Here is a 14,664-nt window from a genome sequence, read left to right as displayed (position 1 = left end):
CCGCTCAGCGGGGGAAGATCTTGATGACCGTCAGGCCGAGGACGAGCACGATGACGGCGACCCGCATGAGCACCTCGCTGCGGGTGAGGCGGGGCCAGCTCAGCGCGAGCATCCACACGAGGAAGAGCACGACGAGGCCGAGCGGGATCGCGCCCCAGGGGCCGAGGAAGGACCCGACGAGCACGAGGAGGAAGACCACGGCGATCGGGACCAGCGGGGGCAGCCGCGCGATGAGACGGGTCAGGGGCAGGCTCGCCCGCTCGACGGCGTTGGTCGCGACGGGCTCGGGGCGGGGCTGGGGACTGCTGGGCATCCCCACAGGGTAAGCGGGCCGATGCGGCCCCACGCCACCGCGGCGGATAACCTCTCCCACATGGCCAAGCAGACCTCCACCGTGGACACCGTCGTCAACCTGTGCAAGCGCAGGGGCTTCGTCTTCCCCTGCGGCGAGATCTACGGCGGGACGCGCTCCGCGTGGGACTATGGACCCCTCGGCGTCGAGCTGAAGGAAAACATCAAGCGCCAGTGGTGGAAGTCGATGGTCACCGGGCGCGACGACGTCGTCGGTCTCGACTCCTCGATCATCCTGCCGCGTGAGACCTGGGTCGCCTCCGGTCACGTCGGCACCTTCAGTGACCCGCTGACCGAGTGCCTCAACTGCCACAAGCGGCACCGCCAGGACCACCTCCAGGAGGCCGTGGCCGACAAGGCGGCGAAGAAGGGGGAGGAGGTCGACCCCGACAGCATCCCCATGAGCGAGATCGTCTGCCCCGACTGCGGCACCCGCGGTCAGTGGACCGAGGCCCGCGAGTTCAACATGATGCTCAAGACCTACCTCGGCGTCATCGAGGACGAGTCCGGGCTGCACTACCTGCGCCCCGAGACCGCGCAGGGCATCTTCATCAACTTCAACAACGTCCTGCAGACCTCGCGCAAGAAGCCGCCCTTCGGCATCGCGCAGACGGGCAAGTCCTTCCGCAACGAGATCACGCCGGGCAACTTCATCTTCCGCACCCGTGAGTTCGAGCAGATGGAGATGGAGTTCTTCGTCAAGCCGGGCGAGGACGAGGAGTGGCACCAGTACTGGATCGACGAGCGCACCCGCTGGTACACCGACCTCGGCATCAACCCCGACAACCTGCGCCACTACGAGCACGCGCAAGAAAAGCTCAGCCACTACTCCAAGCGCACCGTCGACATCGAGTACCGCTTCAACTTCGCCGGCAGCGAGTGGGGCGAGCTCGAGGGCATCGCCAACCGCACCGACTTCGACCTGACGAGCCACAGCAAGCACTCGGGCACCGACCTCGTCTTCTACGACCAGGCCAACAACGAGCGCTACACCCCCTACGTCATCGAGCCGGCGGCCGGCCTCTCCCGCTCGATCATGACCTTCCTCGTCGACGCCTACGCCGAGGACGAGGCCCCCAACGCCAAGGGTGGGGTGGACAAGCGCACCGTCCTGCGGCTCGACCACCGGCTGGCGCCGGTCAAGGCGGCCGTGCTGCCCCTGTCGCGCAATGCCGACCTCTCGCCCAAGGCCCGCGACCTCGCCGCCCAGCTGCGCAAGAACTGGAATGTCGACTTCGACGACGCGCAGGCGATCGGCAAGCGCTACCGCCGTCAGGACGAGATCGGCACCCCGTACTGCATCACCGTCGACTTCGACACCCTCGAGGACAACGCGGTGACGATCCGCGAGCGGGACTCGATGGCCCAGGAGCGGGTCTCGATCGACCAGGTCGAGGCCTGGCTCGCGCCCAAGCTGCTCGGGTCCTGATCCCGTGAGCGGGTCGGCCCGGCCGATCCGGCTGCTCCTCGTCCACGGCAGCCGCCTCAACGCGGCGGCCTGGCTCCCGCTCGAGGAGGCCCTGCTCGGGCGGATCGTCTGCGACCACGTCGACCTGCCCGGTCACGGCACCCGCAGCGACGTCCCCTTCACGATGGAGGCGGCACTCGAGGTCGTCGGCGCCGGAGTCGCCGACCTCGACCCGTCGCAGCACCGTGTCGTCGTCGCCGGCCACAGCCTCGGCGGCTACGTCGCGATGGAGTGGGCCGCGCGGCACCACATGGTCATCGCCGGTCTCGTGCTCATGGGCTCGACGGCCCAGCCGAGCTCACGCCTGGCCGGGATCTACCGCGCCTTCGGCAGCGCGCTGCGCGCCGGGCTCGAGGACGAGCGTCGTGCCGACCGGCTGGGGGAGACCGATGCGGCCTCCCTGCGCCGCATCATCGGCGCGCGCACGGCGACCGCCGTGATCGAGCGGGGCCCCGGGCTCAAGGCGATCCCCGATGCCTGGGACGCGGTCATCGACGGTGTCGACCTGCGGTCCCTGACACACGTCGACGTGCCGATCCTCGCGATCAACGGCGAGTTCGACCAGTTCCGGGTCGGCGAAGGGAGGGCCCGTCGCCTCCGGCAGGACCTCGAGATCGTCCACGTGCCCGGCGCCACCCACTTCGCGCCGATGACCCACCCGCTGCCCGTGGCCCGGGCGATCGCAGAGTTCGTCTCCGGCCTGCCGGCCTGAGTCGCCACCCCAAAGGACCGCATTTCCCTAGGGAAATGCGGCCCTTTCGGTCGCCACTGCGCATTTCCCTAGGGAAATGCGGAGGGCGGGATCAGGCGCCCGTCGCCACCGGGCGGCTCGGGTCGGTGATCCACTCGCTCCAGCTGCCGACGTAGACGTCGGCGTCGACGCCCGCCTCGTGCAGGGCCAGGGCGGTGTGGGCGGCGGTGATGCCGGAGCCGCAGTACGTGCCGACGACGGTCACCTCGTCGATGCCCTCGCGGGCAAACCGCTCGCGCAGCTCGCGGGCCGGCCGCAGCCGCCCGTCGGGCTGGACGAGGTCGCTCATCGGGACGTTGACCGCGCCGGGGATGTGGCCGGCGACCGGGTCGATCGGCTCGGTCTCGCCTCGGTACCGCTCCGGCGAGCGCGCGTCGACGAGCACGCCGAGCTTGGCCGTGGCGACGGCGTCCTCGGCGTCGAGCTCGACGAGGTGGTCGGCCTCGAGGTGGATCTCGCCCTCCTCGGGAGCCACCGGCTCGGTGACGACCGGGCCACCTGCTGCCCGCCACGCCGCGAGACCACCGTCGAGGACGCGCACGTCCTCGACGCCGGCCCAGCGCAGCACCCACCAGGCGCGAGCGGCGCCCAGGGAGGTGCCTTGGTCGTAGACGACGACGCGGGAGTCGTCGCCGAGGCCGGCCGTGCGCAGTCCGGCCTGCAGCGTCGCCACGTCGGGCAGGGGGTGTCGTCCCCCTTCGCCGGCGGGGCCGGCCAGGACCGTGTCGACGTCGACGAAGGGAGCGCCCGGCAGGTGGCCCTCGGTGTACAGACGGGGACCGTCGCCGGTCAGGGTGTACTGGACGTCGAGGACGACGAGGTCCTCGTCGTCGATCTCGTGCAGCAGGTCGGCGGCGTTGATCAGGGCGGTCATGCGGGCTCCTCGGGGTCATGGGGCAGGGTCTGGATCGGGACCTCGTAGTCACCGAAGTCGTCGTAGGCGCGCGGGTCCTCGCGCGGCTCGATGTGGATCGTCACCGTGAGGTCGTCGAACTCCTCCGCGAGTGCGTGCTCGATCTCCTCGACGGTGTCGTGGGCGCGGCGCACGGACCAGGCGCCGGGGACGAGGACGTGCATGTCGGCGAAGGAGAGGTGACCGGCTCCCCGGGTGCGCAGGCCGTGGATGTCGACCTCGTCGGTGCGGTGCCGGGCGAGTGCATCGGCGATGCGTGCGTTGACCTGCGGGTCGAGCGCCTCGTCCATGAGGCCGCGGCCGGACTCGGAGACGAGCCTCCACCCGGTCCAGATGATGTTGGCCCCGACGAGCAGCGCGACGACGGGGTCGAGCCAGTCGAGGCCGGTGAGCACGACGAGGAGCACGCCGACGACGACGCCCACGGAGGTCCACACGTCGGTGAGCAGGTGCTGGCCGTCGGCCCGCAGGGTGATCGAGCGGTGACGGCGGCCGGCACGCAGCAGGACCCACGCCACCGCGCCGTTGACGACGGAGGCGACGACCGAGATCGCCAGACCCACGCCAGCCCGCTCCACGGGTTGCGGGTCGAGCAGGCGCCCGATCGACTGCCAGATGATGAAGGAGGCGGCGACGAAGATCATCGCGCCCTCGATCGCCGCGGAGAAGTACTCCGCCTTGCTGTGACCGAAGTGGTGGTTGTCGTCCGCCGCCCGGGCGGCGACGCGCAGGGCGACGAGCGCCGCGACCGCCGCGACGAGGTTGACGATCGACTCGGCGGCGTCGGCGAGCAGGCCGACCGAGCCGGTGACCCACCAGGCGCCGGTCTTCATCGTGATCGTCGCGAGGGCAGCGGCGATGGACAGCCAGGCGTACCTCTCCAGGTGGGTGCGCGGGGTGGGGCTCACGTCAGGGTCCCGACGAGCACGACGAGGAGGACTGCGGGTGCGAGCACCAGGGCCAGGACGATCCACCCCATCGGTCGGCCGAGGTTGAGCGTCGTGCCGGGGCCGACGGCCTTGCTGACGAAGACGTCGGGGTCCTCGGCGTTCACGTACACGAGACCGCCGAGTCGCCAGTGGTCCCGGTCGGGGGAGTCGGCGAGCTCCGTGCGCGCGACCCGCAGGCTGACGACGACGAGCCACACCGTGGTGGCCAGGACGAGGACGAGGAAGGCCCAGAAGCCCCACGCCGCGGGCGTGCCATCGGCAGCGAGGTACTGCTGGATCGACATCAGGGCGATGCCACCACCGATCGCGCACCCGAGGGCGGCCAGCGGGGTGCGCAGGCGGGCCGCCCGGTCGGGGAGGGCGAGCGTCATGGCGGTGACGACCAGTCCGCTCAGCTGCCCCACGACGACGGGGCCGAGCACCGCACCCCGCGACCTGGGGGAGAACCGGTCCGCCTGGCCACCGAGCCCGAAGTGGGTCGGGTACGGGTCCGGCAGGTCCGCGAACCGGGCAACCGCGACGACGACGGCGACCACTCCGAGGGCCAGGCACAGCAGCGCCCAGCCGATGACGGGGCGGTACCCGGGGGTGATCGGAGCCATGACCACGATTGTCCCTGCCGGCCCCGCCGGTGCGACACTGGGAGGTGCGATGACGACCTCCGCCCTTGCCCAGACCACCCCGGCGATTCCGGGGGAGCGCGTGCTGCCTCCCCTTCGCATCGGCCGGCACGTCATCGACTCGCCGGTCGTCCTCGCGCCGATGGCCGGCATCACCAACCGCGCCTTCCGCCGGCTGTGCCGCGAAGCCGGTGACGCGGGACTCGCCGCGAGCGGCCTCACCGGCGCGAGCAGCCTCTACGTCAACGAGATGGTCACCTCGCGCGCGCTCGTCGAGCGCACCCCCGAGTCGATGCGTCTCATCGAGCACGACGGGGACGAGCGCCCGCGGAGCGTGCAGCTCTACAGCGTCGACCCGGCGACGACCGCCGCCGCCGTGCGGATGCTCGTCACCGAGGACCGCGCGGACCACATCGACCTCAACTTCGGCTGCCCGGTGCCCAAGGTGACCCGCAAGGGCGGCGGCGCCGCCCTGCCGTGGAAGCGCGACCTCTTCCGGGCCATCGTCTCCGCCGCGGTCACCGAGGGGGCGAAGGGGGAGGTCCCCGTCACCGTCAAGATGCGCAAGGGCATCGACGACGAGCACCTCACCTACCTCGAGGCCGCGACGGCCGCCGTGGAGGAGGGCGTCGCCGCCGTCGCGCTGCACGGCCGTACCGCCTCGCAGGCCTACTCCGGGCAGGCCGACTGGTCGGCGATCAAGCTGCTCAAGGAGACGGTCACGTCGGTGCCCGTCCTCGGCAACGGCGACATCTGGTCGGCCGAGGACGCCCTGCGCATGGTCGAGGAGACCGGCTGCGACGGCGTCGTCGTCGGTCGCGGCTGCCTCGGCCGTCCCTGGCTCTTCGCCGACCTGTCCGCGGCCTTCGCCGGTGCGCAGGTGCGGGTGCGCCCGACCCTGGGCGAGGTGACCGCCACCCTGCGACGCCACGCGGAGCTGCTCACCGACTTCTACGGGGGCGACGAGCTGCGCGCCTGCCGCGACATCCGCAAGCACATCGCGTGGTACCTCAAGGGCTTCCCGGCCGGCTCGACCGTGCGCAACCAGCTTGCGCTCGTCGACTCGCTCGCCGCCCTCGACCGGCTCATCGAGACGATGGACGCGTCCAGCCCGTGGCCCGGTGACGCCGCGGAGGGTCAGCGTGGTCGCGCCGGGTCCTCCCGGGTCGTCGCGCTCCCGGAGAACTGGCTGGCCTCGCAGGACCTCGACGAGGCCCAGCGCGCCCAGGTCGCTGCCGCCGAGCAGTCGGTCGCCGACGGCGGCTGAGCCCCACGTGCGCATAGGCTCACAGTCGTGAGCAACCTCAGCGATCGCGAGCGTTGGGTCTCCGAGGACCCGGTGCACAAGCGCGCCGACCGGGACGACTTCGCCCGGGACCGCGGCCGCCTCATCCACTCTGCTGCGCTGCGGCGCCTGTCGGCGAAGACCCAGGTCCTGGGGCCGGGCAGCGACGACTTCGTGCGCAACCGACTCACACACAGCCTCGAGGTGGCCCAGATCGGCCGGGAGTTCGGTGGCGCACTGGGGTGCCGCGCCGACGTCGTCGAGGTGGCCTGCCTCGCGCACGACCTGGGGCATCCTCCCTTCGGCCACAACGGCGAGACGGCCCTCGACGAGGTCGCGGCCGACATCGGCGGCTTCGAGGGCAATGCGCAGACCCTGCGCATCCTCACCCGCCTCGAGCCCAAGCGGGTCCACCCAGACGGCCGCCCGGCCGGGCTCAACCTCACCCGTGCCAGCCTCGACGCGGCGACCAAGTACCCGTGGCGCCGCGGTCGTGGCCCCGTGCCCACCCCCAAGTTCGGGGTGTACGAGGACGATCTGCCGGTCTTCGACTGGATGCGTGCTGGGAGCCCCGGCGGCTTCGTGCGCTGCCTCGAGGCCGATGTCATGGACTGGTCCGACGACGTCGCCTACTCGGTGCACGACGTGGAGGATGCAGTCGCCTCGAGGCGGCTCGACCTGCGGCGGCTGCGCGACGCGGCCGACACCGACGACGTCCTCGACACCGCGGTGCGGCACTTCGCCGCCGACCTCGGCCGTGACGCCGTCGGTGAGGGTCTCGAGCGGATCCTCGCGACCGGCGCGGTCCCCGAGCGGCACGACGGGTCGCGGGTCGACCTCGCAGCGCTCAAGGACATGACCTCGCGGCTCATCGGTCGTTTCGTCCACGCCGCCGAGCAGGCGACGCGGGCCGTCCACGGCCCGGGGGACCTCGGGCGCTACGACGCCCGACTCGTCGTGCCGGACGACTCGCGGGCCGAGGTGGCGGTGCTCAAGGCGGTGGCCGCCCACTTCGTCATGTTCTCCGGCGAGCGCGACGGCGAGTACGCCCACCAGCGGGCCGTCGTCGCCGACCTGGTCTCGTGGTTCGCGGCCGACCCCGAGGGCCGGCTCGACGCCGACCTCAGCGCGGACCTGGCCCTCGCCGCGGACGACACGGCTCGGCTGCGGGTCGTCGTCGACCAGGTCGCCGGCCTGACCGACGTGCGCGCGCTCGCCCTGCACGCGGCCCACTGCTGACGAGCGGCCGCCCTCGGCCTGGGGCGGCTGCTGTCGGACGGGCCACCTAGACTCGACGGCACCCGGGTCGAGCGTGTGAGGTGAGCAGTGGCGGGACGGATCCGCGCGGAGGACGTGCAGGCGGTCAAGGAGCGCTCCTCGATCACCGATGTCGTCCGTGAGCACGTCTCGCTGCGCCCCGCCGGCATCGGGTCGATGAAGGGCCTGTGCCCCTTCCACGACGAAAAGACGCCGAGCTTCACCGTGCGCGAGACCGTCGGTGCCTACCACTGCTTCGGCTGTGGCGAGGGCGGCGACGTCATCTCCTTCGTGCAAAAGCTCGACCACCTGACCTTCGCCGAGGCCGTCGAGCGGCTCGCCGGCAAGCTCGGCATGGAGCTGCGCTACGACGAAGGGGGCGGCCCCCGTGACGGCGTCGGGCTCGGCAAGCGGTCGCGGCTGCTCGAGGCCCACCGCGTGGCCGCGGAGTACTACCACTCCCGTCTCCTCGAGACGCCCGAGGCGCGCATCGGGCGCGACTTCCTGCGCGAGCGGGGCTTCGCCTCGCCGGAGGCCAAGCTCTTCGGCATCGGCTACGCACCGCGCGGTGGCGAGGAGCTCGCCCGGCACCTGCGCGCCAAGGGGTTCACCGACGAGGAGCTGACCGTCGGCGGTCTGTGCGGTCGTGGCTCGCGCGGGCTCTACGACCGCTTCCGCGGACGGCTCATCTGGCCGATACGCGACATCACCGGCGACACGATCGGCTTCGGCGCGCGCCGGCTGTGGGACAACGACCGCATCGCGGCGAAGTACCTCAACACGACCGAGACGCCGATCTACAAGAAGTCCACCGTCCTCTACGGGCTCGACCTGGCCAAGAAGGCGATCCGTGACGAGCGCCAGGTCGTCGTCGTCGAGGGCTACACCGACGTCATGGCGGCGCACCTGTCGGGGGTCGAGGGGGCGGTCGCGACGTGCGGCACGGCCTTCGGCGAGGACCACATCAAGGTCATCCGGCGGATCGTCCGTGACGAGGCCGACCTCGCCCCGGCCAAGGTGGTCTTCACCTTCGACGGTGATGCCGCGGGGCAGAAGGCGGCGATGAAGGCCTACGCCCAGGACGACAAGTGGGCCAGCCAGAGCTTCGTGGCCGTGGCCCGGGAGGGCATGGACCCCTGCGACCTGCGGCTGCGCGAGGGGGACCTCGCGGTGCGTGAGCTGGTCGCCGACGCCGTCCCGATGTTCGAGTTCGCGGTCCGCACGACCTTGGCGCGCTTCGACCTCGACACCGCCGAGGGGCGGGTGCGGGGCATGGGTGCCGTCGCCCCGATCATCAACAGCATCCGTGACTCCTCCCTGCGGCCGGAGTACGTCCGGACCGTCGCCGGCTGGGTCGGCGTCGAGGTCGAGCAGATGCGCGACGCGGTGAGCCGCGCCGGTCGCATCCAGGCGCGTGAGGAGGCGAAGGGGGAGGCCCGCCACGGCGAGGTCGAGTCACCCGAGCCGACGGCCGGGGAGGCCGCCTCCGGGGTACCGAGCCCGGACCTGCGCGACCCGATCGTCATGGCCGAGCGCCAGCTGCTCCAGTCGATGCTCCAGCACCCCTCGCTCTTCACCCCGGCGGACCTCGACGCCGTCGAGCCCGAGGGTTTCGTCGCGCCGGCGCACCGCGCGGTCTTCGACGCGGTGCGCGAGGTGGGGCCGCTGCGCGAGTCCGAGAGCCTGTCGGCGTGGCACGCGCGGATCGACGAGGCGACGCCACTGGCCGTCTCCTCGCTCGTCGCCGAGCTGTCGGTCGCGCCGCTGCCGGTGGTGCACGACCCGTCGACGGGGATGCCGCCGCCGCACTACACCCGCTCGCTCCTCGTGCGCGTGCGGGAGGTCGCCGTCGGCCGGCGCATCTCCGACGGCATGGCGCAGATGCGTCGCCTGGCCGCCGACCCGACGGCCGACCAGGCGTTGCTGCGCGAGCTGTCGCTGAGCCTGCAGTCCCTCGAGCGCGAGCGGGCCGCCCTGCGCGAAGAAGTCCAGTGATGGCCCTGTGGAGCCGCCTGCCGCGAGCCCGGGCCGTGCCCGTGCCCGAGGGGCTGACGACGCTCGCGGGGGAGAGGGTCCTCGCGACGGCCGCGACTGCCGACGAGGAGGTCGTGGTCATCACGACCCAGCGGTTGGTCGTCCCCGGCGGAGACCTCGACGAAGGGCGTCCCTGGCACCTCGTCGACCGCGGCCGCTGGGACCCCGACACCGACGTCCTGTCCGTCACCTGGGTCGACGGATCGCCTGCCGGTCGGTGGCGCCTCACCCGACCCGGGGGAGTGCCGGACCTCTTCCGAGAGCGCGTGCAGGCGAGCATCGTCCTCGTCGAGGAGGTCGCTCTCGACCGCACCCGCCGCGCGCGGGTCGTGCTGCGTCGTGACCTCGCCTCCGACGTGGTGCTGGCCCAGACGATCGTCGGACGCGGGTGCGACCCCGACGACCCGGAGCTCGTCGCGGCGACGGAGGCGGTCGCCGACCGGCTCGCGGAGCAGGTGGGCCGGCAGGCCTGACCGGTGCGCCCGGCCGTCCTAGGGCTGACCGGGTCTCGATCGCCGGGGGTGCCCTTCCTATGGTGGGGACATGACGCGTGATGCCCTGCCCGTCCTCGACCTGGCCGACCTCGACGCAGGTCCCGAGGCGCAGGAGCGATTCCGGGAGCAGCTGCGGGTCGCGACGCGCGAGGTCGGCTTCTTCCACCTGCGCCACGGCATCGACCGCGCGGTCGTCGACGAGCTCTTCGACATCGGTCGGGCCTTCTTCGCCCTCCCGGAGGAGGACAAGCGGGCGATCGAGATGACCCACAGCCCCCACTTCCGTGGATGGACGCGGCTGGGCGGCGAGCTCACCCAGGGGCAGGTCGACTACCGCGAGCAGATCGACATCGGTCCCGAGATGCCCGAGCGGACCGTCGTCGACCCGCCCTACCTGCGGCTCGACGGGCCCAACCAGTGGCCCGCCGCGCTGCCGCAGCTGCGCACCGTCACCGAGGCGTGGACCGAGCGGCTCGGCATCATCGGCCGCCGGCTGATGTCGCAGTGGGCGCTCGCGCTCGGCGCGCCCGCCGACCACTTCGACGCGACCTTCGACGACGCGTCGACGCTGCTGAAGATCGTGCGCTATCCCGGCACCGTCGAGACCTCCCAGGGCGTCGGCGACCACAAGGACCCCGGCTTCCTCACCCTGCTCCTCATCGAGCCCGGCCAGGGCGGCCTGCAGGTGCAGACCGACGACGGGTGGATCGACGTGCCGCCCACCGACGACTGCTTCGTCGTCAACATCGGCGAGCTCATGGAGGCGGTGACCGACGGCTACCTGCGGGCGACCTCCCACCGGGTCACCGCGCCCGCGCTCGGGACCGAGCGGCTGTCGATCCCCTTCTTCTTCAACCCCGGTCTCGCGGCCGAGGTGCCGGTCGTCCCCCTTCGTCCCGAGTACGCGGAGCGCGCTCGCGGGGTCACCCAGGACGCCTCCAACGTCATCTCCGCGCGCTACGGGGACAACCTGCTCAAGGCGCGGCTGCGGGCCCACCCCGACGTCGCGGCCCGGCACCACGCCGACCTGCTGGCGGGCGAGGGCTGATCGACCCCCTCGTTTTCGTATCCGCGCCACCTTCTTGCTATGGTGGCGCAGCGCTTCGGCGCGATCCCCTATAGCTCAATTGGCAGAGCATTCGACTGTTAATCGGAGGGTTCTTGGTTCGAGTCCAAGTGGGGGAGCCCCAGACGAAGGCCCGCGGTCCGATCGGACCGCGGGCCTTCGGCGTGCCGGGGCGGGCTCAGCTCGACGTCGGGGTCGACCCGTCGCTCGAGGTGGTCGACGGACGAGGCTCCGGGCAGGCCTGCAGTCTCGGCGGGGTGAGGGTCCGGCGGGGGAGCGTGGAGCTCGTGCCGAGGTTGCTGCGGACCGCGCGCTTCCACGCCCCGGTCTCGACCATGTCGGCCAACGCATCGTTGACGTCCTCGCACAGGTCCGTGTCGTCGCGGCGCATCGCGACACCCCAGCGCTCCGTGGTGAAGGTCGTGCTGCTCGTGCGGAGCACGTCGGGCGCGGACGACTCCCGGGCGTAGCCGGAGAGCACGGCGGCGTCCGCCGTCACGGCGTTGACCTTGCTCTCCTTGAGCAGGTCCACGCAGTCCGACAGACGAGGCTGAACCGTCAGGTGCAGGCCGGGGTGGTTGTCGACGAGCTCCTCGGTCGAGGTCGAGCCCTGCACGCTGCACACGGTGAAACCGGGGAGCTGCTCGGGCGTGCGGATCCGACTGCGGGAGCGCACGAGCAGCCCCTGACCGGTGGACAGGTAGGGCCCGGCAAAGGTCACGTCGTCGGACCGGTCCGGGGTGATCGAGTAGGCCGCGAGCACGAGGTCGGCCTGCCCGGTCGCGAGCAGGGTCTCGCGCTGTTCGGTGACCGCCTCGACGAAGCTGATCCGGGTCACGCCGATGTAGCGCGCGACGTAGCGGGCCACGTCGACGTCGAGCCCGCTGTAGGTGTCGCCCTCGCGCAGCCCGACCCCCGGCTGGTCGAAGGTGATGGCCACCCGCAGCGAGCTCGGCGCGTCGGTCTGGTGGAGCGCGGACGTCTGGCTCGTCGTGGGGGCCGGGGTGGAGGTCGACCCCGGGCTCGCGCTGGTGGTGCCGGTCGGCTCGACGTCGACGGGGCGGACGCAGCCCGTCACCAGGGCAGCGGTGATCGCGGCCGAGGCCAGCACGGCGGTGCGGCGCACATCTACCCCCTTCGTCGGACGGCTCCATCCTCGCAGGCCCGCGCACTGGATCGGGTGGGAGCCCGCCGCAGGGACATCATCGGGGAAGTGGCACCTCCACGAACTGGGGACGGTACCGCAGCGGGTCGGCGGCGACCCGCTCGCTGTTGATGTCGTTGGTGCTGTACGAGGCGACGACGCTGCCCTCCTTCGGGAAGAGGGTCGGGTGGGCCAGAGGCATGTAGCGCACCTGGCCGGTCCCGCCCTTCGGGATCCTCTTGACCGCGGTGCCCGAGGACCAGGGGCCGGTCGGGGAGTCAGCGCTCCACACGGTGATGTCGCTGCCGAGCAGGTCGTTGCGCTTGCTGAGCGCGTACCACCGGTCGCCCTGGGTGAAGACGCTCAACGTCTGCGAGACCCCGTCCTTGGCGGGGATCATCTCGGTGGCGTCGTCCTCCTCGCGGGACCATTCCGAGCCGTCCCAGTAGCGCCAGCGGTCCTGGTCCAGGAAGTCGTCAGGTCGTACCCTCGCCACGCGAAGGGAGTAGCCCCACGCCTTGTCGGTGCCGGGGTTCGCGGTGCCGAAGACGTACAGCCACCGGTCGTCGCCACGCCCGGTGAGCGTGGTCGCCGCACCCCACGTCGGGTGGTCTCGGTCGTCTCTGTCCGGGCCGATGTCACGGCGCTCGAGGAGCTGTGGGGTCCCACCGATGGGCACGACGAAGACGGCGACGGACAGCCCGAGGTTCTCGAAGCCGAAGGCGTCCGAGCCGGTGGTGCGCACGCGCTGGGTCGTCACGTAGAGCAGGTCGTAGCCAGCCCGCTCGTCGACGACCGTCGACATGGGCCAGTACCCGACCGGGCTCTCGCCCGCACCCGTCCGGTCGGGGACGAGGGCCCCGCCGTTCTCCGGAACGACGGCCCGGATGCACTTCTCGTCCGTGACGAGCATCGAGTTGCGGACATAACCGGACCCCGTCACCCCGTCCTGCAGGGTGTCGCCGAAGAGCCAGGCACGCCGGCCGTCCTGAAGCAGGGCATCGGCGCCGACGTCACCCCCGCGGAAGTCATCGGTGCCGCGCATCGCGGCGATCCGGTTGAGATCGGCGACCGACGTCACGCTGCCTGACCTCACACAGTCCGCGCTGGCGGCGAGCGAGGCGAGGCGCGGTGCAGCGGAGACCTCGGCGCGTGGCACGACGAAGGAGAGCACGAGCATCGCCGCCGTGAGCGGAGCGACGACCCCGAGTACCCGGATGCGCCAGCCGTTCATCCCACCGATGTGGCGCATCCCGTCGTCGTCGACCGGGGAGGGCACCTCCTGGCGCTGGCGCACGACCCGGGCGAGGAGGATGACGAGCGGTGCGGTGACGAGCCACACGAGGACCACGGCGGACGGCTCCGGCGCGAGCCGCCCGTGGAGGCTCAGCTCGGTCGCGGTCTCGAGCCCGGCTCCGGGCAGCCCGAGGGTCGCGATGCTGGACCAGGGTTCGCCGACGAGGTAGCGGTCCACTCGGGTGAGCACGGGTGCGCCCGTGGCGAAGAAGGCGACGACGGCCAGCCCGAGGCCGGCCCACCCGAAGAGCGCCTCGAGCGCGAGCGCGGTCGCCGCGCTCGCCCCGGCCACCGTGGCCGGTACGAGCACCACGGCCCACGTGTCGCCGCGCAGCGCGAGCACCCCGATGACGGCGCCGCCGAGGGCCGACAGGACGCCGACGACCAGGAGGCGTCGTAGCCCCTGCCGCAGGCCGCTGGCCACCGGCCCCGCGCGCAGGCTCGTGCCCACGGCGACGAGGAAGCCGAGGAGCAGGGCGAGGGCGACGGCGAGGCGGGCCGCCTCTCGTCGCTCGTCCGCGTCGGCCGACCCGACGGTCTCGACGGAGACCTCCCGGTTGATGCGCTGCTCGCTCCGCTCGACCCGGTCACGGATGGCGTCGTCGAGGACGTCGTCGTTGGCCGAGGCCAGGAGCAGTCGGTCCGTCGACCCGTCGAGATCGACCACGAGGGCCGCCCGTGCGGACCCGTCGGCCAAGGCTGCGCGTGCCGCGTCCTCGTCGGCCACGGCACGCAGGTCGACGGGTCGTCCCGGCAGCGCGTCGTAGTGCCGGGCCACGCTCTCCGCCACGACGGGATCGGCGGCGACGACCGCGGGCACGGAGTGCGGCTCCAGATCGTCGGAGCCGGTGATGATGTAGGCGGCCCACGCGATCTCGCCGATCACGACGACGGCCAGGAGCACGGCGACAGCCGGAGGCAGCACCTGCCGCCAGCCCGGACGGACGGGATCGGTGGAACTCATCGCTTCTCCTGAGAAGTCCTGCGCCGCGGGTGATCGGGAGCCGGACGACATCGGTCGTATGGATCGCCCCG

Annotated in this window: 13 protein-coding genes and 1 tRNA gene; 8 read left to right on the top strand and 6 right to left on the bottom strand. The window is 72.0% G+C overall.

Annotated elements, in window-relative coordinates; all coding sequences use genetic code 11:
- Window positions 1–4: 4 nt before the first annotated feature.
- Window positions 5–313, bottom strand: a complete 309-nt coding sequence (locus AB4Y78_RS10995; RefSeq protein WP_040880987.1) for a DUF6703 family protein — start codon at window positions 311–313, stop codon at window positions 5–7.
- Window positions 314–373: 60 nt separating this feature from the next.
- Here AB4Y78_RS10995 and AB4Y78_RS10990 point away from each other — a divergent pair, with 60 nt between their 5' ends.
- Both AB4Y78_RS10990 and AB4Y78_RS10985 read left to right on the top strand, forming a co-directional pair.
- Complete coding sequence (locus AB4Y78_RS10990) at window positions 374–1,780, top strand: glycine--tRNA ligase (RefSeq protein ID WP_282070817.1); 1,407 nt, start codon at window positions 374–376, stop codon at window positions 1,778–1,780.
- Between the two features lie 4 nt (window positions 1,781–1,784).
- Window positions 1,785–2,531, top strand: a complete 747-nt coding sequence (locus AB4Y78_RS10985) for an alpha/beta fold hydrolase (protein ID WP_441714741.1) — start codon at window positions 1,785–1,787, stop codon at window positions 2,529–2,531.
- Window positions 2,532–2,622: 91 nt separating this feature from the next.
- Here AB4Y78_RS10985 and AB4Y78_RS10980 read toward each other — a convergent pair whose 3' ends face one another.
- Genes AB4Y78_RS10980 through AB4Y78_RS10970 form a run of 3 tightly spaced genes read right to left on the bottom strand, consistent with a single transcriptional unit; the run spans window position 2,623 to window position 5,035 of the window.
- Window positions 2,623–3,444 (bottom strand): sulfurtransferase, encoded by an 822-nt coding sequence (locus tag AB4Y78_RS10980; protein ID WP_441714743.1) that lies wholly within the window; start codon window positions 3,442–3,444, stop codon window positions 2,623–2,625.
- Window positions 3,441–4,391, bottom strand: a complete 951-nt coding sequence (locus tag AB4Y78_RS10975) for a cation diffusion facilitator family transporter (RefSeq protein ID WP_007926335.1) — start codon at window positions 4,389–4,391, stop codon at window positions 3,441–3,443. Before AB4Y78_RS10975 ends, AB4Y78_RS10980 begins: the two co-directional genes overlap by 4 nt.
- A complete protein-coding gene (locus AB4Y78_RS10970) occupies window positions 4,388–5,035 on the bottom strand; it encodes a DUF1648 domain-containing protein (RefSeq protein ID WP_441737130.1) in 648 nt (215 codons plus the stop codon). The genes AB4Y78_RS10975 and AB4Y78_RS10970 overlap by 4 nt, the downstream gene beginning before the upstream one ends.
- A gap of 49 nt (window positions 5,036–5,084) precedes the next feature.
- On the opposite strand from AB4Y78_RS10970, the gene dusB reads away from it, so the two are divergent.
- The 6 genes from dusB to AB4Y78_RS10940 all read left to right on the top strand — a co-directional run bounded on the left by dusB (window position 5,085) and on the right by AB4Y78_RS10940 (window position 11,308).
- On the top strand, window positions 5,085–6,320 hold the full coding sequence (dusB, locus tag AB4Y78_RS10965) for a tRNA dihydrouridine synthase DusB (RefSeq protein ID WP_441737127.1): 1,236 nt from the start codon (window positions 5,085–5,087) through the stop codon (window positions 6,318–6,320).
- Between the two features lie 27 nt (window positions 6,321–6,347).
- Window positions 6,348–7,577: a deoxyguanosinetriphosphate triphosphohydrolase gene (locus AB4Y78_RS10960; protein WP_007926339.1), complete on the top strand. Its 1,230-nt coding sequence runs from the start codon at window positions 6,348–6,350 to the stop codon at window positions 7,575–7,577.
- Window positions 7,578–7,664: 87 nt separating this feature from the next.
- On the top strand, window positions 7,665–9,590 hold the full coding sequence (dnaG, locus tag AB4Y78_RS10955; protein WP_441714751.1) for a DNA primase: 1,926 nt from the start codon (window positions 7,665–7,667) through the stop codon (window positions 9,588–9,590).
- Complete coding sequence (locus AB4Y78_RS10950; protein ID WP_040880920.1) at window positions 9,590–10,102, top strand: hypothetical protein; 513 nt, start codon at window positions 9,590–9,592, stop codon at window positions 10,100–10,102. The genes dnaG and AB4Y78_RS10950 overlap by 1 nt, the downstream gene beginning before the upstream one ends.
- 70 nt (window positions 10,103–10,172) lie before the next feature.
- Window positions 10,173–11,171: an isopenicillin N synthase family dioxygenase gene (locus AB4Y78_RS10945; RefSeq protein ID WP_441714753.1), complete on the top strand. Its 999-nt coding sequence runs from the start codon at window positions 10,173–10,175 to the stop codon at window positions 11,169–11,171.
- Between the two features lie 64 nt (window positions 11,172–11,235).
- Window positions 11,236–11,308, top strand: a tRNA-Asn gene (locus AB4Y78_RS10940).
- 59 nt (window positions 11,309–11,367) lie between these two features.
- On the opposite strand, the gene AB4Y78_RS10935 is transcribed toward AB4Y78_RS10940, so the two are convergent.
- Both AB4Y78_RS10935 and AB4Y78_RS10930 read right to left on the bottom strand, forming a co-directional pair.
- Window positions 11,368–12,315 (bottom strand): transporter substrate-binding domain-containing protein, encoded by a 948-nt coding sequence (locus AB4Y78_RS10935; protein ID WP_441714755.1) that lies wholly within the window; start codon window positions 12,313–12,315, stop codon window positions 11,368–11,370.
- A gap of 76 nt (window positions 12,316–12,391) precedes the next feature.
- Window positions 12,392–14,593, bottom strand: a complete 2,202-nt coding sequence (locus tag AB4Y78_RS10930; protein ID WP_441737123.1) for a DUF4185 domain-containing protein — start codon at window positions 14,591–14,593, stop codon at window positions 12,392–12,394.
- Between the last annotated feature and the right edge of the window lie 71 nt (window positions 14,594–14,664).

Origin of the sequence: Janibacter sp. RAF52 (assembly GCF_052114035.1) — a bacterium.
Lineage (GTDB): Bacteria > Actinomycetota > Actinomycetes > Actinomycetales > Dermatophilaceae > Janibacter > Janibacter hoylei.
Note: the sequence above shows the minus strand (reverse complement) of the source record. Positions and strands in the feature narration are given on the sequence as shown.